Source organism: Nocardia grenadensis NBRC 108939, from assembly GCF_001613445.1.
Lineage (GTDB): Bacteria > Actinomycetota > Actinomycetes > Mycobacteriales > Mycobacteriaceae > Nocardia > Nocardia grenadensis.
Map to the genome: position 1 here is coordinate 113,135 of NZ_BDCJ01000020.1, position 20,357 is coordinate 133,491.

The 20,357-nt window shown below is 68.9% G+C and carries 24 protein-coding genes and 3 pseudogenes; 11 read left to right on the top strand and 16 right to left on the bottom strand.

Annotated elements, in window-relative coordinates:
* Positions 1-10: 10 nt before the first annotated feature.
* On the bottom strand, positions 11-310 hold the full coding sequence (locus NGR01S_RS21585; RefSeq protein ID WP_063039647.1) for a DUF1540 domain-containing protein: 300 nt from the start codon (positions 308-310) through the stop codon (positions 11-13).
* 328 nt (positions 311-638) lie between these two features.
* Here NGR01S_RS21585 and NGR01S_RS21590 point away from each other — a divergent pair, with 328 nt between their 5' ends.
* Both NGR01S_RS21590 and NGR01S_RS21595 read left to right on the top strand, forming a co-directional pair.
* On the top strand, positions 639-1,862 hold the full coding sequence (locus NGR01S_RS21590) for a cytochrome P450 (protein WP_063039649.1): 1,224 nt from the start codon (positions 639-641) through the stop codon (positions 1,860-1,862).
* Between the two features lie 56 nt (positions 1,863-1,918).
* Positions 1,919-2,593 carry a TetR/AcrR family transcriptional regulator gene (locus NGR01S_RS21595; RefSeq protein ID WP_307718778.1) on the top strand — a complete coding sequence of 225 codons (675 nt, stop codon included), beginning with the start codon at positions 1,919-1,921 and terminating at the stop codon, positions 2,591-2,593.
* Between the two features lie 14 nt (positions 2,594-2,607).
* Here NGR01S_RS21595 and NGR01S_RS21600 read toward each other — a convergent pair whose 3' ends face one another.
* The gene (locus tag NGR01S_RS21600; RefSeq protein WP_084481554.1) at positions 2,608-3,228 is read right to left on the bottom strand and encodes an antibiotic biosynthesis monooxygenase; all 621 of its coding nucleotides are present in this window, start codon (positions 3,226-3,228) and stop codon (positions 2,608-2,610) included.
* A gap of 246 nt (positions 3,229-3,474) precedes the next feature.
* On the opposite strand from NGR01S_RS21600, the gene NGR01S_RS21605 reads away from it, so the two are divergent.
* Positions 3,475-4,278, top strand: coding sequence for an alpha/beta hydrolase (locus NGR01S_RS21605; RefSeq protein ID WP_063039655.1), 804 nt, complete (start codon positions 3,475-3,477; stop codon positions 4,276-4,278).
* 108 nt (positions 4,279-4,386) lie between these two features.
* Here NGR01S_RS21605 and NGR01S_RS31135 read toward each other — a convergent pair whose 3' ends face one another.
* A complete protein-coding gene (locus NGR01S_RS31135; RefSeq protein WP_157107376.1) occupies positions 4,387-4,824 on the bottom strand; it encodes a TIGR03364 family FAD-dependent oxidoreductase in 438 nt (145 codons plus the stop codon).
* The gene (locus tag NGR01S_RS32020; protein WP_063039664.1) at positions 4,757-5,200 is read right to left on the bottom strand and encodes an FAD-dependent oxidoreductase; all 444 of its coding nucleotides are present in this window, start codon (positions 5,198-5,200) and stop codon (positions 4,757-4,759) included. The genes NGR01S_RS31135 and NGR01S_RS32020 overlap by 68 nt, the downstream gene beginning before the upstream one ends.
* On the opposite strand from NGR01S_RS32020, the gene NGR01S_RS32900 reads away from it, so the two are divergent.
* Both NGR01S_RS32900 and NGR01S_RS21625 read left to right on the top strand, forming a co-directional pair.
* Positions 5,134-5,427 carry a UTRA domain-containing protein gene (locus NGR01S_RS32900; RefSeq protein WP_281179789.1) on the top strand — a complete coding sequence of 98 codons (294 nt, stop codon included), beginning with the start codon at positions 5,134-5,136 and terminating at the stop codon, positions 5,425-5,427. The two genes, NGR01S_RS32020 and NGR01S_RS32900, sit on opposite strands and share 67 nt — an antisense overlap.
* Before the next feature lie 131 nt (positions 5,428-5,558).
* Positions 5,559-6,758: a cytochrome P450 family protein gene (locus NGR01S_RS21625; protein ID WP_063039668.1), complete on the top strand. Its 1,200-nt coding sequence runs from the start codon at positions 5,559-5,561 to the stop codon at positions 6,756-6,758.
* Here NGR01S_RS21625 and NGR01S_RS21630 read toward each other — a convergent pair.
* Positions 6,755-7,726, bottom strand: a complete 972-nt coding sequence (locus NGR01S_RS21630) for a helix-turn-helix transcriptional regulator (RefSeq protein WP_169811945.1) — start codon at positions 7,724-7,726, stop codon at positions 6,755-6,757. The genes NGR01S_RS21625 and NGR01S_RS21630 overlap by 4 nt on opposite strands.
* 285 nt (positions 7,727-8,011) lie before the next feature.
* Here NGR01S_RS21630 and NGR01S_RS21635 point away from each other — a divergent pair, with 285 nt between their 5' ends.
* Positions 8,012-8,674, top strand: coding sequence for an O-methyltransferase (locus NGR01S_RS21635; protein WP_063039672.1), 663 nt, complete (start codon positions 8,012-8,014; stop codon positions 8,672-8,674).
* Between the two features lie 121 nt (positions 8,675-8,795).
* Here the strand turns inward: NGR01S_RS21635 and NGR01S_RS21640 are convergent.
* Positions 8,796-10,008: pseudogene (locus tag NGR01S_RS21640) on the bottom strand (DUF2252 domain-containing protein).
* A gap of 48 nt (positions 10,009-10,056) precedes the next feature.
* Here NGR01S_RS21640 and NGR01S_RS21645 point away from each other — a divergent pair.
* Positions 10,057-10,266 carry a TetR/AcrR family transcriptional regulator C-terminal domain-containing protein gene (locus tag NGR01S_RS21645; protein WP_063039675.1) on the top strand — a complete coding sequence of 70 codons (210 nt, stop codon included), beginning with the start codon at positions 10,057-10,059 and terminating at the stop codon, positions 10,264-10,266.
* Between the two features lie 18 nt (positions 10,267-10,284).
* Here the strand turns inward: NGR01S_RS21645 and NGR01S_RS21650 are convergent, their stop codons facing one another.
* Positions 10,285-10,665, bottom strand: a complete 381-nt coding sequence (locus tag NGR01S_RS21650) for a winged helix-turn-helix transcriptional regulator (RefSeq protein WP_063039677.1) — start codon at positions 10,663-10,665, stop codon at positions 10,285-10,287.
* A 99-nt stretch (positions 10,666-10,764) separates the two neighbouring features.
* Here NGR01S_RS21650 and NGR01S_RS21655 point away from each other — a divergent pair, with 99 nt between their 5' ends.
* Entirely contained in the window at positions 10,765-11,400 is a 636-nt protein-coding gene (locus NGR01S_RS21655) for an NADPH-dependent F420 reductase (protein ID WP_063039679.1), read from the top strand.
* Positions 11,401-11,508: 108 nt separating this feature from the next.
* Entirely contained in the window at positions 11,509-11,943 is a 435-nt protein-coding gene (locus tag NGR01S_RS21660; protein WP_063039681.1) for a DoxX family protein, read from the top strand.
* A 201-nt stretch (positions 11,944-12,144) separates the two neighbouring features.
* On the opposite strand, the gene NGR01S_RS21665 is transcribed toward NGR01S_RS21660, so the two are convergent.
* From NGR01S_RS21665 to NGR01S_RS33250, 5 genes and pseudogenes are all read right to left on the bottom strand, one after another.
* Positions 12,145-13,893, bottom strand: coding sequence for an alpha/beta fold hydrolase (locus NGR01S_RS21665; protein ID WP_063039910.1), 1,749 nt, complete (start codon positions 13,891-13,893; stop codon positions 12,145-12,147).
* A 69-nt stretch (positions 13,894-13,962) separates the two neighbouring features.
* Positions 13,963-14,517, bottom strand: coding sequence for a TetR/AcrR family transcriptional regulator (locus tag NGR01S_RS21670; RefSeq protein WP_063039683.1), 555 nt, complete (start codon positions 14,515-14,517; stop codon positions 13,963-13,965).
* 117 nt (positions 14,518-14,634) lie between these two features.
* Positions 14,635-15,633: an oxidoreductase gene (locus tag NGR01S_RS21675; RefSeq protein WP_218020814.1), complete on the bottom strand. Its 999-nt coding sequence runs from the start codon at positions 15,631-15,633 to the stop codon at positions 14,635-14,637.
* Positions 15,634-15,878: 245 nt separating this feature from the next.
* Positions 15,879-16,079 (bottom strand): NAD(P)-binding domain-containing protein, encoded by a 201-nt coding sequence (locus NGR01S_RS32030; protein ID WP_218020812.1) that lies wholly within the window; start codon positions 16,077-16,079, stop codon positions 15,879-15,881.
* Positions 16,080-16,159: 80 nt separating this feature from the next.
* Positions 16,160-16,312: pseudogene (locus NGR01S_RS33250) on the bottom strand (hypothetical protein); the annotation flags it as partial.
* 83 nt (positions 16,313-16,395) lie between these two features.
* Between NGR01S_RS33250 and NGR01S_RS21685 the strand changes: the two are divergent.
* Positions 16,396-16,995: a TetR/AcrR family transcriptional regulator gene (locus tag NGR01S_RS21685; protein WP_063039685.1), complete on the top strand. Its 600-nt coding sequence runs from the start codon at positions 16,396-16,398 to the stop codon at positions 16,993-16,995.
* Between the two features lie 234 nt (positions 16,996-17,229).
* On the opposite strand, the pseudogene NGR01S_RS32655 reads toward NGR01S_RS21685, so the two are convergent.
* Positions 17,230-17,334: pseudogene (locus NGR01S_RS32655) on the bottom strand (dihydrodipicolinate reductase); the annotation flags it as partial.
* 475 nt (positions 17,335-17,809) lie between these two features.
* On the opposite strand from NGR01S_RS32655, the gene NGR01S_RS31145 reads away from it, so the two are divergent.
* Positions 17,810-18,265, top strand: coding sequence for an NUDIX domain-containing protein (locus NGR01S_RS31145; RefSeq protein ID WP_157107377.1), 456 nt, complete (start codon positions 17,810-17,812; stop codon positions 18,263-18,265).
* A 284-nt stretch (positions 18,266-18,549) separates the two neighbouring features.
* Here NGR01S_RS31145 and NGR01S_RS21695 read toward each other — a convergent pair whose 3' ends face one another.
* The 3 genes from NGR01S_RS21695 to NGR01S_RS21705 form a co-directional block, all read right to left on the bottom strand.
* Positions 18,550-19,605: a PDR/VanB family oxidoreductase gene (locus NGR01S_RS21695; protein WP_063039692.1), complete on the bottom strand. Its 1,056-nt coding sequence runs from the start codon at positions 19,603-19,605 to the stop codon at positions 18,550-18,552.
* A 100-nt stretch (positions 19,606-19,705) separates the two neighbouring features.
* Complete coding sequence (locus NGR01S_RS21700) at positions 19,706-20,038, bottom strand: DMT family transporter (protein WP_063039694.1); 333 nt, start codon at positions 20,036-20,038, stop codon at positions 19,706-19,708.
* A 2-nt stretch (positions 20,039-20,040) separates the two neighbouring features.
* Positions 20,041-20,355 carry a DMT family transporter gene (locus NGR01S_RS21705; RefSeq protein ID WP_063039696.1) on the bottom strand — a complete coding sequence of 105 codons (315 nt, stop codon included), beginning with the start codon at positions 20,353-20,355 and terminating at the stop codon, positions 20,041-20,043.
* Between the last annotated feature and the right edge of the window lie 2 nt (positions 20,356-20,357).

Sequence of the window (20,357 nt, forward strand, 5' to 3'; positions counted from 1 at the left end):
GGTCGGCGGGTCAGCGCGGGGCGTAGGTCATGCAGCGGGCGGCGTGGTCGGTGCTGCCCGGGCCGACCCGGATCTCGGCGGCGGTGCATTCGAGGTCGACGTTGTGGGCGCAGTCGGTGCGCTGGCAGGCGCCGACCATGCTGGTGACGGTATCGAGTCCGCCCTTGGTCGCCAGCGGTATGAACGTCGTGCAGTCGGCGCTGCCGTTCTGCCCGGTGACATTGATCGCGTACGCGTGGCATCCGTCGTGGTTGTACGAGCAACTGTTCACTGTGCATTCGCTGACGTGCGGCATTTCCATGGTGGTCATGTGCTGCGTCCTCCGGAAGAGTTCGGGAGTCTTGCTCATGCGGCTACCCGCTGCAGGCCGGTTGGAATGGGCCCCAAACCTCATTATGGCGCTCTTTCCGCCGTTCGTGCGGGGCATTCGGCGGCGGCGGTGGAACGTAGCGAAATGGTTGCCGAACGCGGCGACCCCGTTGCCGGACGATTATGTGAACGGTATTTACTAAAACCTGTTCACAAAATCGATGTGGTGTGGTTCACTCCTCGGGAGAGGGTTCCTGCAGGGAGTGCGGTACCTCCGCCTTCGCTGCGGCCTCCGCGGACCGTATGTACCAGCTTCACAAGGAGGCACAATGACCACCGGTCTCTCTCACGACTTCGACTTCACCGATCCCGACCTCTTGGCGGCTCGGCTGCCCATCGAGGAATGGGCCGAACTGCGCCGGACCGCGCCCGTGTGGTGGGTCGATCAGCCGAACGGGGTCAGCGGGTTCGACGACGGCGGCTACTGGGTGGTCAGCAAACTCGACCACATCAAGGAGATCTCGAAGAACTCCGAGGTCTTCTCCACCCATGCCAATACTGCGGTGATCCGCTTCAACGGCGATATCGCCCGCGAGGAGATCGATATCCAGCGCGCGATGCTGGTCAACACCGACCCGCCCGAGCACGACAAACTGCGTCGCATCATCTCCCGCGGCTTCACGCCGCGTGCTGTGCAGAGCCTGCGTGACGCCCTGCACGAGCGGGCCGAGCGGATCGTGCACGAGGCCAAGCGGGCCGGTGGTGGCGATTTCGTCCAGCAGGTCGCGTGTGAGCTGCCGCTCCAGGCCATCGCCGAACTGCTCGGGGTGCCGCAGGAGGATCGCGGCAAGCTGTTCGAATGGTCGAACCAGATGATGGGCTACGACGACCCCGAATACGCCGACAGCTACAAAATGGCCAATGCGCAGGTGATGGGCTACGCCTGGAACCTGGCCGAAGAACGCCGCGGTTGTCCGGCCGACGACATCATCAGCCAGCTGCTCAGCGCCGATATCGACGGCGAGGCGCTGAGCTCGGAGGAATTCGCCTGGTTCGTCATCCTGCTGGCGGTGGCCGGTAACGAAACCACCCGCAATGCCACCACCCACGGGATGAAGGCTTTTGTTGACAATCCGGAACAGTGGGAGCTGTACCGGGCCGAGCGTCCGCGCACCGCGCCCGACGAGATCGTGCGCTGGGCCACCCCGGTCATCGCGTTCCAGCGGACCACCCTGCAGGACACGGAGATCGGTGGGCAGGCCATCGCCAAGGGGCAGCGGGTGGGTCTGTTCTACGCCTCGGCCAACTTCGACGAGGACCATTTCACCGAGCCGTTCGAATTCGATGTCACCCGCAACCCGAACCCGCACGTCGGCTTCGGTGGCACCGGTACCCACTACTGCGTGGGCGCCAACCTGGCCCGCCTGCAACTGGACCTGATCTTCAACGCCATCGCCGATGTGATGCCGAACCTGCGTCAGGTCGCCGAACCCGTTCGGCTACGGTCGGGTTGGCTGAACGGAGTCAAGAACTGGCAGGTCGCATACGAATGACACCACCCGCCCGGCGGGGCCGGATGCCCGCGGTCAGTGACGCGGACATCCGGCGCGTGGCTGTGGAGCTCCTGGTCGCCCAGGGAGCGGAGGCGCTGACCCTGCGTGCCATCGCGCGGGAACTCGGGATCACCGCCCCCGCCCTCTACCGCTATTACCCGTCTCGGGAAGAGCTGCTGGCCGCGTTGCGGCGCGATATCTGTATCCGGCTGGCCGAGGACCTCGGTGGGCAGGTGGCCGAACTACCGGACGACGGGGTGATCCGGTTGTTCGCCATCTGCCGGGCGTTCCGACGCTGGGCGCTGGCCCACCGCAACGAATTCACCCTGGTATTCGCCTCACCGGCGGCCGGCGGTCCGGGTACGGTGCGGCGTTTCGACGAAGCGTTCGGGCTGGTGTTCTTGGAAGCCGCGGGTAAGTTGCTCGCGGCCTACGACCTGGCGACTCCGCCCACCGAATCGATTCCCGAAGCGCTGCGCACCGATCTGATCGCATTCCAGAACGAGCTGCTGGCGCTGCTCGCCGGATCGGAGCAGAAGTTCCCGGCCGAGAAATTCGACCTCGGGGTGGCGTATCTGATGATGACGGTCTGGGTCCGGCTCTACGGCCACGTCACGCTGGAGGTGTTCGGCAACTACCCGATGCCGGTGAGCGACCCGGATGTGCTGTTCGACGCGGTACTCACCGACCTCGCCGCCGGTATGGGTCTCACCACAGGCGAGGCGGAGTAGACCGGTTCGCCCGGTCAGGCCATTTCCGGAACCCGCAGATGGGCGAGGGCCAGTTCGAACTCCCGCACGTCGAGCGCTTCGACGCCGGTGTGCCGGGCCGCGTCGACGCGCAGCGACGCCGACTGCTCACGGCCGGCTCGCATCGCCGCGGCGCTGTCGTAACTGGTGCAGGACACGGCACGGCCGGATTTCCGGTTGACCATCAGACTCGCACTGCAGAATCCCTCCAGGTTCTCCATGGCGGGCAGGGTGGCGGATTTGTAGATCTCGATGGCCGAATCGAGACGGCTCGGATCGGTTTTGACCCAGGTCGCACGCACGCAGGCGCCCTCGTCCGCGTGATGAGCCCGATGCAGGCCCGCGATCTCCCATTCCTCGACCTGTGCGCTACCGACGAATATCGCGAGTGCCCGATCGCGAATCGGACCGACCGGCTCCCGGCTGCGGTGCATCGCATCCACGGACTCCCACGCACTGGTGGCGATACAGTGCCCGTTGTCCCGGTCGACCAGCAGCGACAGCCCGATACACCCGGGGATATCCCGTAGGCCGGGTAGAACGACATCGCGCATATGCGTGATCCCGGCATCGATCGCGGAGGGTTGCGCTTGAATAGTGGTGGATCGCGCGAACACGAGCCACCCCCTCTCTGCTCGAGGCGGCGCCCCGGTGGCGCCACCGGTGTTCTCAACCCTGCGCTCCTCGCGTCGCGGTGGCAAGAGGCCGGTCCTCGCGACGGCCCCTCGTGGCGCGGGCGATCGGGCTCGCGCGGGTACCCCGCCCGGCTACACTGATCACCCGTATCACCTGTGCGGCGCTGCGCGTGTGCGCGCCGAACTGCTCGAATCGTGAGAAACCGAACGAGACGGGACAGGGAACCAATGACCATCATTCGCACGCTGCGTACCGCTCTGCTGAGCCTGATCATCGCCCTCATCGCGACGGCCGCCGTCGCGATACCCGCCTGGGCCGCGCCGCGGCCCACCGTGGTCCTGGTGCACGGAGCGTTCGCCGACCCGACCAGCTGGAACGGAGTCGCCGGGCGACTGCGCGGACAGGGCTACGAGGTACTGACCCCGGTGAACCCGCTGCGCGGCCCGGCCCACGATTCCGCCGCCGTCCAGCGCGCCCTGGATACCGTCGACGGGCCCATCGTATTGGTCGGGCACTCCTACGGCGGGACCGTGATCAGCAATGTGCACGACCCCGATATCGTCTCCATGGTCTACGTCGCGGCCTTCGCGCCGACCCAGGGTGAATTCGCCCAGCAGGCATTGGACCCGGTGCGGTTCCCGGGTAGCCGGTTGCTGCCCCCGGCACTGCAGGTGAAGGCCGTCGACGATCCGCAGGGCATCGCGGGACGCAATCTCGACGGCTATGTGGCACCCGAATACTTCCACGACGTCTTCGCGCAGGACGTCGCCGACGCCACTGCCGCCGATATGCTCGCCCACCAGCAATCGATCGCTCTGGCCGCCAATCTGGAAGCATCCGGGGCGCCGTCCTGGTCGGGTATGCCCACCTGGTACCTGGTCTCCGCGCAGGACCGGGTCATCCCGCCGGCCTCGCAGCGTTTCATGGCCGGCCGGATGGGCGCGCAGACCAGCGAACTCGACGCGTCCCACGCCTCTCTGGTCTCGCAGCCGGACGCGGTCGCCGCGACGATCGTGACCGCGGCGAGCTGATGTCGGCGCGGCGGCCGGGCGCGGCGGCCGCCCGGTCCGGTGCTCAGACCAGCTGGTCCACGACCGCCGGAGCCAGACCCAGTGCGGTGGTCATACCGATACCGGAGGTCACCGAAACCACGCGGATACCGGGCGCGGGCGCGGCCAATCGGTATGCGGCGAATCCGCGTAGATCCCGCGCCAGCGCCGTCGCACCGACAGCTCACCGGTCGCGAAGAGCCGGGCACCTTCGCGCAGCACCAGCCGGGCGATCTCCTCCTCGTCGAAGGGCGGATGGGGGCGGGCGTAGTGGTGGGTGTCGCCGAGAACCACCGAACCGTCCGGGCGCTGGGTGAACATCAGGTTCATCACGGCGTCCAGCGTTTCCGGCGCCCGGTCGGTGATCTCGCGCCGCACCGCGGCGGCGGAGGCGGTGGCGGCCAGACCGCCGTAGCGCAGCATGGAGTAGCCGGTGAGGACCGCCGGTGCGATGCGGATATCACCGGGCGGCGCGACCTCCAGCATCTGGAGCCGGCAGCGGCGCACCTCGTTCTCTTCGATGATCACCGGGAAGAGCCGGTCGATATCGTGGCCGGTTCGCGTGCACGATCGCGGTCGCGGTCAGATCACCGCGCGCGGCGTGCACGACACCTTCGTATACGGCGCCCACCTGGGTGTTCCAGACGAACTCGACGCCGCGTGCGGCCAGCCGGTCGGCCAGCGCCGGAATCGCGGCGCGCGGGTCGACCCGCAGGTCGAGCGGTAGATGGGCGCCGCCCACGATATCGCTGCCGGGGCCGCCGGCGGGTGGGAAGAGCCGGGCCGTTCCGGCGCGGTCGAGCAGTCGTACCTGCTCGGTACCGCGCTCGGCCGCGAATTCCTCCAGGACGCCGAGTTCGGCGGCGGTCCGGGCCACCACCACGGTGCCGGCCCGGCACACCATCGACGCGGTCGGCGCCGACGAGACCGACGCGGCCCTGTTTGGGAGTCGCCCCGGGGACCCCGCTGCTGCGGGCACGGCGGCATACCTCGTCCGCGGCCGGGGTCCCGCTCGAATACGGCGAGGACCGCTATCGGCCCGACCGGGTGACCTTCACCATCGACAACGCCCGGCCGGCCGCGGCGGGCGCCGGACAGGACCTCCGGGTGCGCAAACACGTCGAAGAGTGAGATCCCCGCGCGGAATTACGTTCCGGCGCGGTGGAATATCGGTGCGGGGCACGATGCGGCGTACCGATTGTGCGGCCCGCCCCGACATTCCAGACTCTCCCTGGTCGCATCGAAAAACTCAGGGAGACAGCATGTCCGAGCAAGTCATCCAACTTCCGACACCCGGCGAGCCGATGTACGAAACGCTGGAGCGGATAATTCGCGCGGGTGAGGTCGTGCCCATCGAACTGCTCGGCGGAGTCGGCGCCTACATCGCGGTCAGTCACCGTGCCGCCGGTGAGGTGCTCGACGACAAGGTCTTCGCCAAGCACCCGTCCAAGTGTCCCGCGCTGCACGACGGCCGGATCCCCGCCGATTGGCCGCTGCGCGCCCTGACCGACGCCGAACACATGCTGAATCAGGACGGTGCCGCGCACCGGCGGTTGCGCCAGACGATCAACAAGGCGTTCACCCCGGCTCGGATCGCGGCGCTGGAACCACGGATCCAGCAGATCGCCGACGACCTCATCAGCGCCTTCCCCGATACCGAAGAGGTCGATCTGGTCGCGAACTACACGGTCCCCTTGCCGGTCCGGGTGATCTGCGATCTGTTCGGGGTACCGCTGGAGGCGCAGCCGCAGCTCAAGGACTGGACCTTGACGATCGTCTCGGCGCACAGCACCGGCGAACAGACCCAGGCGGCCATGGCGGCGATGAGCGGCTATTTCGTCGAACTGCTCGCCCACAAACGGGCCGAACCGGGGGAGGATCTGACCTCGGCGCTGTTGCAGGCCAACGCGGCGAACGAGCTTTCCGAGGAGGAGCTGATCGGTGTGCTGTGGCTGGTCATCGTGGCCGGGCACGAGACCACCGTTCATCTGCTGGGTAATGCGGTGATCGCCCTGTACGACCATCCCGCACAGCTCGCGCGGGCGCAGGCCGAGAATCGCTGGGCCGATGTGGTCGAAGAAGCGCTGCGCTATCGCTCCTCGGTCGTCGGTGCGATCATGCGCTACCCACTCGACGATGTGACGGTCGCCGGTGTCGATATTCCCGCGGGTACGCCGACGCTGTGGTGGGGCGGCGCCGACCGGGATCCGCTGCTCGTCCCGAACGCGGAGGTATTCGATATCGACCACGAGCACCGCGACCAGCTCGTGTTCGGCCGCGGACCGCATTTCTGCCTGGGCGCACCGCTGGCCCGGTTGGAGAGCCGGATCGCGCTGCAGACGCTGTTCACCCGCTTCCCGAAGCTGGCCCTGGCCGTGCCCAGCGCCGAGGTCGAGTACGCGGTGCAGATCAGCACGGTGGGTCCGGAGAAACTTCCGGTGCGACTGAACCCCGGCTCCTAGGCCGGGTTCGGACCGGTCGGTTCACTGTGCCGGTCGGTGGAGTCGGCACGTCTGCGGCGCCGGAACTCCCGTGGCGTCACGCCGAACCGCTCCTTGAACGCCGCCGAGAACCAGGCCGGGGTGAAACCGCAGCGGGCCGCCAGTTCCGCGATGGTCAGGGTGGCGCGCGGGTCGGCCAGGAGTTCGCGTGCCACCCGCAGAGCCTCGTCGCGGCGCAGGTCTCGGAAGGTCGTCCCGGTTTCGTGCAGCACCACCCGCAGCTGCCGGGGCGACCAGCCGAGCGCGTGCGCCACCGCGGGCAGGCGCACATCGGCGCGGCCGATGTGCTCGCGCAGATACCGCCGGATGCTCTCGGCGACCTCCGCGTGATGGGTCTCCTGCGGGTCGGTCTCGCCGACGGCCATCATGCACAGCAGTTCGGTGATCCGGTCGCACACGGCGTTGAATTCGCGTTCGCTCAGCCGGGACTGTTCGGCGTGGACGCCGCGGATCATATCGCCGGCGACCCGGCCCAGACCCCGGGTCATATCGAGGACGACGTTCATATGTCCGCGCGGCCGGACCCGGGCCTCGAACTCGGTCCGCGGCACCTGGAACCCGTAGGCCGCCGAATCGGGAATATGCAGCCGGCACGGTATCTCCAGTCCGGCCACGACCGCGTGACCGCGCGGGACCCGGGTCACCTCGTCGCGGAAACGGATCGCGAAATCACCGCGATCGGGGACGACGACCCAGAAGAAGTCGTCGCCGGGGACGGTGCGGATATGCCGGTGGGTCCGTTGGCACAGGCGATTTCCGTGCTGCTCCCAGCGCAGCAGGGTGTAGGCGACCGACTCCTGGGTGGTGAGCCCGGCGTGCCAGTCCTCCGGAGCGCCGAATTCGTGTGCCATGGGCACGAAGCCGTCGGCGAGCTCGGAAAAGAATTCGGGTCCGCAGGCGGCCGCCTGATGCCAGCGCATGGTCACCATCCCCTCGATCGGACTCGGCTGCCCCGTACCACCGGCCGATACGATCGGCGTCCTCACCATACTGGGCGGGGCCCGGCCCGGTGCGCTCCGGACACGAATTATGCTCGCGGTCAGTAAGTTTCACCAGAGAGTCGGAGCCCGCCCGGCGACAGCGCGCATCCGGGAGCATCGCACGGGATCGCGGTGACGCTGATCCCGGTCGTCGGACCGATCGGCCTGGTGCCTGCAGCGCCGGGCGCGGGAGGCTTTCCTCGACGGTCTGGCGGCGGGTGGCAGACTGCGGATATGAGCACACCGGATTGGGCTGATGTGGACCGGTACGTGGTGGATCACCTGGCGCGCGACGGCGAGACGAGCGCGACGCTGCGGGCCAACGCGGACGCGGGGCTGCCCGCCATCGACGTCTCCGAGGCCCAGGGCAAATTCCTCTACCTGCTGGCCCGGTCCATCGGGGCCGGACGGGTGCTGGAAATCGGCACGCTGGGCGGTTTCAGCACATTGTGGCTGGCCCGCGGGGTCGGGGCCGAGGGCCGGGTGACGACGCTGGAGTTCGCGGAAAGCCACGCCGCGGTCGCCCGGGCGAATCTGGACCGCGCCGGTGTCGGCGACCGTGTCGATATCCGGGTGGGTGCGGCCCTGGACAGTCTGCCCGTGCTGGCCGAGGAGCAGCCCGATCCGTTCGACCTGGTGTTCATCGACGCGGACAAGGTGAACAATTCGAATTACGTGCAGTGGGCACTGCGGCTGACCAGGCCGGGCGCGGTGGTCGTGGTCGACAATGTGGTGCGCGGTGGGCGGCTGGCCGACGCGAACGATACCGACCCCGCGGTGCGGGCGAGCCGGGACCTGGTGCAATTGCTGGCCGACGAACCACGCCTGGACGCCACCGTATTGCAGACGGTGGGCGCGAAGGGCTGGGACGGGTTCGCCTTCGCGGTCGTGAACTGAGGGCGAACCCACGCGGATTCACCGGCCGCTGTCCGCACCCGGCCAGGAAGCGATCTTCCCCGGGAGGGCCGTTCGGGGTCGGCGGCGGCCCGGGCCGCGTCCGGGAAGCGAGGTCGGGCTATCACGCGTCCGGGTTCGGGGACGCGGCGATCCGGCCGTCCTCGATCGCGCGTAGCAGCGCGGCGTGGTCGAGGGCGTTCCGGTCGGCGTAGTCCTCGGCGAAATCGTCGTCGGTGCCCAGATATCCGGCGATTCCGAAACGGTCACCGCCACGGGCGTGGGCCTGGGCCAGTACCCGCGCGCACAGACGCCCGTAGAGGGCCATGAGGTCGGGGGACATGGTCTCGATCACCGCCGAGCCCTTGCCGTCGCGGAGCTGGCGGATATAGAAATCGCGAGTCACGCCGTCGGGGTCCGGGCCGGGGCGCTGCTGCCACCCGAGGAAGATATCGCTGGCCGCCGGCATCAGGCGCTGCCCGCTCACCACCCGTTCCCCCTGGTTCGTGTGCTCGGGGCCGGCCAGATAGCGCGCGAGGACCGCGGGCTGTGCTTCCTTGGCCTGTAGGAACAGTGGTTCGTCGCCGGGTCCGCGCAGCAGCACGATCCAGGTGCGGGTGCCCACACTGCCCACCCCGACCACCTTGCGCGCCGCGTGCACGTACTCGAACCGGTCCAGCAGGAAACGGCGGTCGGGTTGCAGGGTGCCGCGGTAATCGGCCAGACGTCGCAGCAGACCCCGGTGCACTGTCTCGGCGTCGGCGCCGGAGTAGAGCTCCTCCACCGGGACGATCAGCGGCGGCATGCTCACGATGCGCGGTTGCCCGTCGCACGGCGTGGTCAGCTTGGACAGCGCCTGAAAACTGTCGCGACCCCAGGCTTTGTCGATGGTCTTGCGGACGCGTTTGCGCATCGTCGAATCGAGGACCTCACGCAACTCGGCCATATCCGTCGCGGCGTCGATATGCGAGTACCAGACGGCCAGCTCACCGCGTCCGGCCTGATAGCTCATGGTCTCGCGGCACTCGGCCACGCAGGCGCGGATGATCCGGCGCCGCTGTTTCTCTTGAAGCCGTTGTCGCGCCCGGCGACCGCGAGGCTCGTGGCCAGCCTCCTTCTTCGGAGACCGCCATCCGGCCGTAGCGGACCGGGACGAGTTCGGGCACCCGCGTCGGAGTCTGCGACTCCAGCAGGGCCAGCGGGTCACGTTCGGGAGCGGCCGCCGCCGCGGCGATCGCGGCGAACGGGACACGGTCACGCTGCCGGGCGCCGTATTCGATCCGCTCCGCACGGGAGGCGATAGCGGGCCGGCACCGATCGGCGTGGGGTTCGCCCATGAGCGCACTCTAGGACGGGCGTGTCCGGCCCGTCGTCACCCGATCCGGGTGAGGGAGCCGGCGGGTGCGGCATCGTCACACGACGTCGAACGATTCCTCGCGCTGCTCACCGGACTGCTGATGAACCGGTCCGCCCACGGCACCCGTAAAGTCCCGCCCGCCGAACTCCGGGCGATCGCCACCACCGCGGTGCGGATGTTCCTGGCGGCCTACGGAACCGGCGCCGACCGACCGGAGAGTGCGCTGCGGCCACGGTGAGTCCGGGTGGGCGCACGGTCAGCGGACGCGGCGCAGCGGCGGATCGGCGCCCTCGGGGACACGCAGTTCGTCGCCGTGGTCGCGCACCCAGGCGGCCAGCGCGCGCAACGGCCCGTCCACCAGGCCGACGCCCAGTTCGGTCAGCCGGTACTCGACTCCGGGCGGCGCGTCCGGATCGGGTCGTCGGGCGACCAGGCCGCGTCCGAGCAGCCGACGCAGCGCCTCGGTGAGCGTTTTGTCGCGGATACCGCCGATTCCGATGCGCAGCTCGACGCGTCGCCGGGGACCGTCGGCGAGGGCGGCGAGGATCACCGGGTCCCAGGTGTGGGCGAACAGGTCCAGTGCGCCTCGCAACCGGCAGTCGGCGACGGGGTCGGTGCGGTTGTGATAATCGGTCATCGCCCACCAGCGTCGCGGTCCGATACGCACCGATCGGTGCGTATCCCGCTCCCTACGGTAGCCCTCGTACACAGTTCGCGACGACGGAGGAGCACGAGGGTGCGGATAGCGATTCTGGGAACGGGTCATCTGGCCGGAGCGCTGGGCGGATGCTGGACGCGGGCGGGGCACCGGGTCACCGTGGCGGGACGTTCGCCGGATAAGGCGGCGGCGCTGGCCCGGCGGCTCGGCGGCGCGACCCGCTCGGCCCCGGCCCGCGAGGCGATACGCGCAGCGGACGCGGTCCTGCTCGCGGTGCCCTGGGACGCGGCGGCCGCAGTGCTGGCGGCCGCTGGTGGGAGCAACGGAGATCTGGCGGGGATACCGATCATCGACCCGACCAACCCGGTCGAACACGGGGTGGGCGTGGTGCTGGGCCCGGCGGGCGGATCCAATGCCGAACGGATCGCCGCGGCGGCCCCGGGCGGCCTGGTGGTGAAGGGGTTCCATCTGGTGCCGTCCACACAGTGGGGGGCGGACGGCACGGCGACGACGGTCGTCTTGTGCGGGGACGACCCCGGCGCGCTGCGCGTGGTCGAAACGCTGGTGCGCGATGCCGGGGCGGAACCGGTGGTGGTGGGGTCGCTGGCCCGGGCGCGGCAAACCGAGGAGGTGGCCGGGCTGTTCATCGCGCTGGCGTTCGCCGGGGTCGACCCGCGGACCGTGGCGCCGGGTCTGCTGCCGGTGCGATCGTGACCGGGGCACGCAACAATTTTCGTGGCCGGCGATGAGTCCTGCGGCTGCGTGCCGTCGTATCGGTTGAACGCGCTACCAACCCGGCGCGACCGACCCGAAGGACCGGAAATGACTACCACCAGCCCCGCCGCCGCCTCCGCCGATATCGCCGGCCGTCCCGGCACGATCCGTAACCGGGTCCTGTGGACCCTGCAGATCCTGCTCGGCCTGTTCTTCGTCATCGCTTCGGGCGGGCCGAAGCTCGTGATACCGAACGCGTTGGCCGACAATGCTCCCGAGAATTTGACGATCCCGTTCGCGCTGCTCGTTTTCATCGGGCTGGTCGAGGTCGCGGGTGGTATCGGTCTGCTGGTGCCGCGGCTGGCTGCCCTTGCTGCCGTGGGCCTGTCGGTGCTCACCGTGCTCGCCGCCGGGACGCAGGCGTTCATCGCCGGTGAGCCCGCGATGGCGATCTTCCCGCTGGTACTGGCGGTGGTCTTCGCCTGGATCGCCTACGAGCGCCGCGCCGGCGTGGCCGCGCTGCGGGCCTCGCTGTCGCGATGAGGAATTCGTAGGTGAGACCGGCGATCGGTGGCCTGGCCATCGATCGCCGGTCGTGCGTGCTCGGGTCGATCGCCGGTCGGGTTGGCGGCGATCGATCCAGGGACCATTGCCGCGGCGGGAGCGGGGCCGACCAGGACCCCCGCGCTGCCGGTCGGCCGAGGACCGGTCGGACAGGGTCGCCCGGCTCACGCCGCGGCCCGATCACCGGCCCGGTGCCATCGCTGAACGGGTGCTGTCCGCGAACTCCTTCCGGACCGAATCGAGAACCCGGGCGACCTGTTCGGGATGGGCGAGATGCGGATAGTGACCGGCGCCCGCGATCTCGGTGATCGGGGCGGTGACCGCGGCGGTCAGCGGATCGCGGGACCCGGTCACCAGGTGGACCGGCACGCGCAGTTCGTCGAGGAGGCGGCGGGCGGTCAAGTGGGCGTCCGGTTTCCCGGCGGCGCGTAGCGCCGCGACCGTGCGCCGGGCCACCCCGGGGCGGCGCAGGTTCGCGCCGGCACTGTCCAGTGCCGGGCCCGCCGGGATACCCAGCAGCGCGGCCAGTCGCGCGGGTGGCAGGCGGCGCAGCAGCGCGGTGGCGATCGGGGTGCGGGCGAGGCGGGAGCTGCCGCGCTGCAGGAAGGCCGGGGCTACCAGGATCACGCCCGCGACGCGGTCGGGATGGGCGGCGGCATATCGGAGTGCCGGCACGCAGCCGAGGGAATGGCCCACCAGCACCGGGCGGCCGGCGACCGGCGCCAGCAGATCGTCGAGCCACCGGTCCGGTTCGCCATGCCGTGGTGCGGACCGGCCCAGGCCGGGAAGGTCGGCGGCGAGGGTGGGGGTGTCGAGGTACCCACGGACCTCGCGCCAGGCTTCGCTGTCGGTGGGAAGTCCGTGCAGCAGGACGTAGTCCGGCGTGCGTCGCTCGCCGGAGACCCAGAGACCGTGGTCGAAGCCCGCGGCGGAATCGGCTTCGGCGGCGCCGAATCGGCTGCTCACCAGGTGATCCGCCCAGTTCCGCAGTACGGCTTCGGCGGCGGGATGGACGAGTCCGGCGCGCGCGGCCACCGCGTCGGCGGCGGAGGTGTCGTAGCGATCACCGGAGATGAAGGCCAGTCGTTCGGCATCCACTCCGGTAAACCGGCGGGGCAGCCGCGCTACCAGGCCGACGGGGAGGGTGAGACGGGGCGCGCGGACGTGCATATGCCGGGCCAGCAGCCCGATCAGTTCCGGGAGCGGCGGACTGGCCGGATCGAGCACGGTGTAGGAGCGGCCGGCGGTATCGGGCTGCTGCGGGAGCAGAGTAAGGAAATCGACGAAGTATTCCAGGTCCAGGATCGGGAGCAGGGTCTCCGCGTCGCCGGGCAGCGCGGGTAGCGCGCCGTGCCACAGATCGCGGACGAGTTCGGCCAGGCCGATGTACTGACCGGGCCCGACGACGGTGCTCGGATTCGCGACGGTCAGCGGGACCGAGGCGGCCGCGGCCTGTTCGCGCAGCACGGCGTCCGCTTCGAATTTGGAGGCGCCGTAGGCACCGACGGCGTAGTCGTGTTCGGCGGATTCCGGCACGGTGACCCGGTAGCCGGTGATGTGCACGAGCCGGCGCAGCCGCGGGCGGGCGGCGGACCAGCGCAGTACGTGGAGAGCGCCGTCGAGGTTGACCGCCCGGGCCTGGGCGGGATCGAGCCCGAAGGAAAACCGCGCGGCGCAGTTGTAGACGTCGCGCACGTCGTCCCAGGGTGCCGCGCCCAGGGGGCCCAGGCCGGGATCGGTGATATCGCAGCCGAGTACGGTGAGCCGCTCTCGATCGAGATCCCGGTCGTGCAGCCAGGACAGGAGCCGCGCTTCGGTACCGGGGCGGACCGCCGCGGCGACGGTGTGGCCCTGCTGCAGCAGCCGGGCGACGAGGGCGCGGCCGATGAATCCCGCCGCCCCGAAGACGACGGTATCGGGAGTACTCATAACCACTTCCTAACTAGACTGGTCTACATATTTGTTTGGGAGCGGAAAGCCCCGGCCGGGTGGACGGGGTCAGAGCAGGGTGCGGGCGACGCGTGCGGCCCGATCCAGCGGATCGCGACTGCGATGGGTGCGGGCGAGCAGCAGCGCACCCTCGACGAGGGCGAGTAGGGAGACGGCGAGATCGTCGGCCTCGCGATATCCGGCGGCCCGCAAGATGATGCGCAGCGCCTCGGTCCAGCGGGCGTACACCTGGGCGCACGCCTGCTGTACCGCGTCGTTGGTGCCCGCGACCTCGAGGGCGACGGTGGCGACCGGGCATCCGTTCTCCCAGTCGGAGGCCTCGAGCCGCTCGCCGAGCAGGGTGATCAACCCGGCGACCGCACCGGCCGGATCGGTGAGGTCGGCCGCGTCGAGGGCGGCGTCGATCAGTCCGGAAGTCTGGGTGAGGGCCGCGGCGACCAGTTCGTCCTTACCGCCGGGGAAATGGAAATACAGCGAACCCCGCGGGGTGTCGCTCTCGGTGAGGATCTGGTTCAGTCCGGTGCCGAAATAGCCCTGACGCTCGATCGAGGACCGGGTCGCGTCGATCATCCGCTGCCGGGTCTCGGCTCCTTTGGCTCCCATAGGCAAAAAGTAGACCGGTCTTCATAAAAATGTCAAGAGCCGTCGGCAGCCGGTGACAACGCCGCAAATGTGCGTGCGACACCCCGAGACCTGCCGCATGAACCCGAACGGCAGACCCTAGTGGGACCCGGTCATCGCGGGGTAGTCCGTGTACCCCTCCGCGTCACCCGCGAAGTACGTGTCACGGTTGCCGGCGGCGAGAGGGTGGCCGTGGGTGAATCGATCGACGAGGTCTGGATTGGCGATGAAGGGGGCGCCGAAGGAAACCGCGTCGGCCAGCTGCCGTTCGAGCAGCTCGTTGCCGCTCGCTTGCGTGAAGCCGAGGTTGGCGATGACGGCGCCGCGGTAGTGGGCGCGGTAGCGGGTGAATGCGGTGAGGGTGTCGGTTCCCGTATCGGGTTCCGGGCCGAGGAGGTGGAGGTAGGCCAGGTTGCTGTCGTTGAGGCCCTCGAGGAGCTGGTCGTACTCCTCCAGCGTCTCGGCATCTGCTGTGAAGGCAGGCCCGTGATTCCAGTAGGGCGAGAGTTTGACTCCGATGCGGTCGCTGCCCCATACGCTGCTGACGGCATCCACGATGTCGATGAGGAACCGGGCCCGCTTCTCACTGCTGCCGCCGTAGGCGTCGGTGCGCTGGTTGAGCCGCGGGTTGAGGAACTGGGCCACGAGATGGGACACCTGCGCGTGGATCTCCAGACCGTCGAACCCGGCACGCAGGGCGTTGGCGGCCGCCCGCCGATAGGTGCCGATCGTGGTGGCGATCTCTGCGGCGCTCAGGGCGCGTGGGGTGAGGGAGTCCTTCGGGCCATCGGGGGTGAAGGACATCTCGTGAGGATTGATCGCTGAAGGGCCGGCGGGGAGCCTGCCGCCGTGGTGATCCGGGTGCGAGGCGGCGCCGGCGTGGCCGAGTTGCGAGACGATCCTGCCTCCCGCGGCGTGCACGGCTTCGGTGACCTCGGTCCAGCCGGCGGTCTGGCCGTCGGTGTAGATACCTGGGACATTGATGAAGCCGATCGCGTCCGTGCTGACCCAGGTCCCTTCGCTGATGATCAGGCCGGCGCCGGCGCGCTGCGCGTAGTAGGTGGCGTGCAGGGCGGTGGGGGGCCAGTTCCTCGTTATCGGCCCGGGAGCGCGTCATGGGAGCCATGACGACGCGGTTGGGCAGCTCTAGCGCGCCCAGCTGAACGGGCTGCAGGAGGGGTTGGGTGCTGGGTGCTGAGGTCCGACCGGGCATGAGGATCTCTTTCGTTGCGGAAGTCGCTCGTCGTGGGGCATGAGGAGCGCGAGCGAGTTGGTGGGATCAGTCCTGCTTCAGGGCGTGGAGGGCGGGCAGGGGGCCGCCGAGCTGAATGAGGCGCCCTCCCTCACGCAGTGTTCCGAGGTCGGAGGGGGGCGAAGCCGAACTCGACGGTCAGGTCTCTCACGGTGTTCTTGGCGTCGGCGTCGTCACCGGCGAGGAACAGCACCTGCCGCCCCGCCTCGTGGCGGGGATCGGCTGCGATGAACTGCGCGTGGAGGGCGTTGAACGCCTTGACAACGCGTGCTCCGGGAAGCAGGGAGGCCACGTATTCGCTTCCGGTGAGGTCGCCCAGATCGGCGATCTCCGGGTTCGGGGGAAGGGGGGGGCGAACTGGTTGGTGGCGTCGATGACGACGGTTTTGTCCAGGCGGGGGAGCCCGGCGACGGCGTCCGGGATCTGCGGCCAGCGGACCGCGAGCACGACGAGGTCGGCGTCGGTACCTGTGCGGCTTCGCCTTGCCGCGTGTACTCCACGGTGGGCATAAAAGCCTCCATTCAATCTTTGATGATGTTCATCATTAAAAATGAATAATGAGGGGTAACATTGAAAATGTCAAACACTGCCGACGCAGGAGGGCGGCCATGCCGCGGATAACCAAGGAAGACAAGGCCAGGAACCGGCAGAACATCGTCGAGGCGGCCGGGCGCATGTTCCGTTCGCAGGGCGTCGATGCCGTAGGGATCGCCGAACTGATGAAGGAGGCGGGCCTGACCCACGGCGGCTTCTACAACCACTTCGCGTCCAAAGGCGATCTGGCCGCCGAGGCGTGCGGTGCCTCGTTCAAAGCCTCTCTGGGCTTCCTGGACCAGGCCCTCGAGGAAGGCGCCGATCTCACCGGCCCACCGCTGAAGCGAGTGGTGGACAATTATCTTTCGGCCGCCCACCGCGATGCCTCGGACGGCGGTTGCCCCTCTGCCTCCCTGGTCACCGACGCCGGACGGCACAGCGACACGGTGCAGAGCGCCTACGCAACCGGCGTGGAGGGGTACCTCACCGGCTTCGCCGAAGAGTTCGCCCGCGAGCACGACGGGGAGATCACCTCACAGGAGGCGCGGGAGCGCGCGGTGCTGCTGCTCAGTCGACTTGTAGGGGCGATGGTCCTCGCCCGCGCCGTGAGCCACGTCCAGCCCGAACTGTCCGACGAGATTCTGCGGATCTGCCGCGCCCATGCTCTCGACTGACGGCTTCGCGCCCGCCGGCCCTGCGTCGTTCCGTCCGGCGAGCCGCACGGTCACGGCAAAGGCGCCACCCGAGTTGACGGCGGGCGGATGGTTCAAGCTGCGGCGCCCTGCCGGAAAACGATGGCGGTCTCAAAGGGTCAGCACATCACCGCTGCTCAGGTGTTCAGCGTAGGCCTCGGCAGCGCTGCGGTATCCGTGGACTCCGCAGGGCCGATGGTCGAGTTCGCGGGTGATGGCATCGAGGCCCACTTTCGCCGGTGTCCACGCATAGCAGCCGACGAGTTCGAGGGTGGGGTTCGCGACGAGGGCACGGACCGAGCTCTTTCCGGCATTGCCGGTCGTTGGACGACCCGATACCGATCATGCCGGGGCACCCGCTCGCATAGGGATGATTTCCGAATTTCGGAAATGGCATGCCCCGCTACGACCTTCCTGCGAACGCCGTGGCGCCCGCTTCGGGCGCGAGTTCGACCGTGGCTGCCGCTTCTGTAACAGCGAGGTGTCCGTCACAAGTGGATGTCACCGGAGATGGTCGCGGTGAGTGTGGATTCGTATCGGTCGCGGTGCCGGTGAGGGTATCGCCGGGAGATCGTTCGGACTTCGGAACGCGCTGGCGAGCAACCGGATTCACCGGCGCGATTCCCTCGGTGTGGACGCGTGTTCCTGCTACCGGATATACGCGGCCGGCCGGGCCGGAGCGCACTGTTGTGCAGCTCACTTCGGTTCATCCGCTGTCATCCGATGGTCACGACACGGTAATATCGAAGAGCTCGCCTACGGCGTGACCGAGGCGAGTCCGCCCGATCGAAGGTTGGTGAAACCGCATATGTCGGTATCCATGTTCGACGAGACCCTGCCGCGTGGCGAGCGGGACGGGGTCGGACTGCGGGTGGGTGCGATCGTCGACCGGGGTGGGGAAGTTCTCTTACTCGAACTGCCCAGTACCGGACCGATCAGTCCCACCCTGAAACTTCCCGGCGCAACCGTCGAACCGGGAGAATCGGTGACCGGAGCGCTCATTCGCGGGGTGCAGGAAGAGACGGGTTTGATCGTCACGGATGTCCGCCATCACATCGGCGATTTCGACTATCTGTCCCCCGCGGGGAAACCGGTGCGGCGATTGCACTTCGCCGTCGAGGTGGCGGCGACCGCGCCGGTGGTGCTGAGTGCGCACGCCGGGTACGAATGGGCGCCGCTCAACGGCGAGCTGCACGTCACCTCCTCGATCCAGAAGATCCTGGATACCTATCGCGAGTTGGTCTATCCCTGAACCGAGCGGAGTCGCCGGCCCGGCTTCGAACGGAATCCGTGCGTCGGCGTCCGGCGCGAGGTATGTCGCTTCTTCGGTGAGCGCACGGCGCGTCCCGGGCGGCGTGATGGCCGATCCTGTCGACGGGCGGACTGCGTCCGGGCGATGAGACATCAGCTGATCCCGTGCGAGTCGGCATCGAATTTTCTTGTGCGATACCGATATTCGAAATCCCAATTCGGGTGGCGTCCCGCATGCCGGCCGTAGGGGGTCCGGTAGTAGCCGGGGCATCCACCCGATCCGGCTCAGAGGTCGAGAACCAGTGCGCCGCCCGCCGCGCGCGATACGCAGGGCAACATATGGGTCGTGCGTTCGGATTCGGGGAGCGCCCGGTCGCGGTGGTCCACCTCACCGGCGAGCACCGCCGTCCGGCACGTACCGCAGAAACCCTGGCGGCACGAATAGGCGATATCGGGGACGACCCGGCCGATCGCGGTGAGCGCGGTCTCCCGCGCGCCCACCCGGACCGTACGGCCCGTCCGTGCCAGGGTCAGGTCGAATTCCGCGCCGTCGAGTACGGCGGGCGCGGAGAACTGTTCGGTATGCAGGGAGCCGGTGGGATTGTGCTCGAAGATGCTGCGCCGGGCCGCGGCCAGCATCGGCGGCGGGCCGCAGACGTAGACCGCCGCCCCGGGCGGGGCGGTCGCGAGCAGTTCCGGGATATTCGGGGGACCGTATTCATCATCGGGGCGGATATCGGCTCCGCGTAGGTCCGCGACGAACGGCATGGTGGCCCGGGAACGGCCGGTGTAGATCAGCCGGCCGCGCCCACCCGCGGCCCGGACCATCGGCAGGATCGGGGTGATGCCGATACCGCCGGCGAGGAACAGATATGCCGGGGCCGCCACGAAGGTGAAGGCGTTGCGCGGGCCCCGGGCCCGGAGCGGGTCGCCGGGGCGGAGATCGCGGTGCATCTCCAGCGAACCGCCCGCGCCGTCGTCGATCCGCCGGACCGCGATCCGGTAGCGGAACCGCTCGCGGGGGTTACCGCAGAGCGAATACTGCCGCAGCCGTCCGGACGGCAGGAAGAGGTCGAGGTGGGCGCCCGGTCGCCAGGCCGGAAGCAGCCCGCCGTCGGCCGCGCGCAGGTGCAATCCGCGGACTCCGTCGGCTTCCTCCCGGATATCGTCCACCACGAGCCGCAGGTCGAACCCGCTGCGGCGCACCGGGTTCGGACGGGACAGCAGCGGTGCCGCGGGTCCGGAGACGAAAATGTTCCGGTAGGCGTCGATGACCGCGCCGAGGACCCGCAGCGGCCGGGGTGCGACGAAAGCCGGGGCCCGGGTGCTCGGACTGACCATGCCGGTCAGCCTACAAAGCAACAAATAGGCTCGCAATGTTGAAAACCGTTGCCGTGGACCGACCTCCGCGCGGCGGAAGTACCGCCGCGCGGAGCGACCGCTACTCCTCCCGCTTCTCGTGCGGGATCAGTTCCAGCCCGATGACCGCGACCACAATCCCGGTCAGGCACACCACCTTCGCGAGCGTGACCGTCTCGCTGCCGGTGATCATGGCATAGGACACGGTCAGGGCGGTGCCGACACCGGTCCAGACGGCATAGGCGCTGCCGATCGGAATATCACGCACCGCCCGGCCCAGCCCGAGCATGCTCGCCGCCAGCGCGACGAAGAATACGGTCGCCGCCACCGGTTCGGTCAGACCCGCCGATCTGCCGAGCGCGGTCGCCCAGACCGCTTCGCAGACAGCGCTGGCCAGCAGGATGATCCACGCCATGGTCAGCTCACCGCCTTCAGGCCCACCACGGATACGATGAGCAGGGAGAGCAACAGCACGCGGGCGGTATCCGCGCGTTCGCGGCCGGTGACGACGGCCCACGCGACGGTCAATGTCGCGCCGGTACCCACCCAGACGGCGTAGGCGGTACCGGTCGGCAGATCGATCATCGCCCACGCGAGGCCGGCCATACTCAGGACAAGCGCCACTACGAACAGAACAGTGGGTTTCCATCGGCGGAAACCGTGCGAGGCCGACAGCGCGGCGGCCCAGACGGCCTCCAGCACCCCCGACAGCAGCAGGACGACCCAGGACATGA

Bases quoted from the DNA above. Each gene is read 5' to 3' on its own strand.
- NGR01S_RS21585 (WP_063039647.1), bottom strand. From the start codon at position 310: ATGACCACCATGGAAATGCCGCACGTCAGCGAATGCACAGTGAACAGT.
- NGR01S_RS21590 (WP_063039649.1), top strand. From the start codon at position 639: ATGACCACCGGTCTCTCTCACGACTTCGACTTCACCGATCCCGACCTC.
- NGR01S_RS21605 (WP_063039655.1), top strand. From the start codon at position 3,475: ATGACCATCATTCGCACGCTGCGTACCGCTCTGCTGAGCCTGATCATC.
- NGR01S_RS32020 (WP_063039664.1), bottom strand. From the start codon at position 5,200: ATGGTGTGCCGGGCCGGCACCGTGGTGGTGGCCCGGACCGCCGCCGAA.
- NGR01S_RS21625 (WP_063039668.1), top strand. From the start codon at position 5,559: ATGTCCGAGCAAGTCATCCAACTTCCGACACCCGGCGAGCCGATGTAC.
- NGR01S_RS21630 (WP_169811945.1), bottom strand. From the start codon at position 7,726: ATGGTGACCATGCGCTGGCATCAGGCGGCCGCCTGCGGACCCGAATTC.
- NGR01S_RS21635 (WP_063039672.1), top strand. From the start codon at position 8,012: ATGAGCACACCGGATTGGGCTGATGTGGACCGGTACGTGGTGGATCAC.
- NGR01S_RS21650 (WP_063039677.1), bottom strand. From the start codon at position 10,665: ATGACCGATTATCACAACCGCACCGACCCCGTCGCCGACTGCCGGTTG.
- NGR01S_RS21660 (WP_063039681.1), top strand. From the start codon at position 11,509: ATGACTACCACCAGCCCCGCCGCCGCCTCCGCCGATATCGCCGGCCGT.
- NGR01S_RS21665 (WP_063039910.1), bottom strand. From the start codon at position 13,893: ATGAGTACTCCCGATACCGTCGTCTTCGGGGCGGCGGGATTCATCGGC.
- NGR01S_RS21670 (WP_063039683.1), bottom strand. From the start codon at position 14,517: ATGGGAGCCAAAGGAGCCGAGACCCGGCAGCGGATGATCGACGCGACC.
- NGR01S_RS21685 (WP_063039685.1), top strand. From the start codon at position 16,396: ATGCCGCGGATAACCAAGGAAGACAAGGCCAGGAACCGGCAGAACATC.
- NGR01S_RS21695 (WP_063039692.1), bottom strand. From the start codon at position 19,605: ATGGTCAGTCCGAGCACCCGGGCCCCGGCTTTCGTCGCACCCCGGCCG.
- NGR01S_RS21700 (WP_063039694.1), bottom strand. From the start codon at position 20,038: ATGGCGTGGATCATCCTGCTGGCCAGCGCTGTCTGCGAAGCGGTCTGG.
- NGR01S_RS21705 (WP_063039696.1), bottom strand. From the start codon at position 20,355: ATGTCCTGGGTCGTCCTGCTGCTGTCGGGGGTGCTGGAGGCCGTCTGG.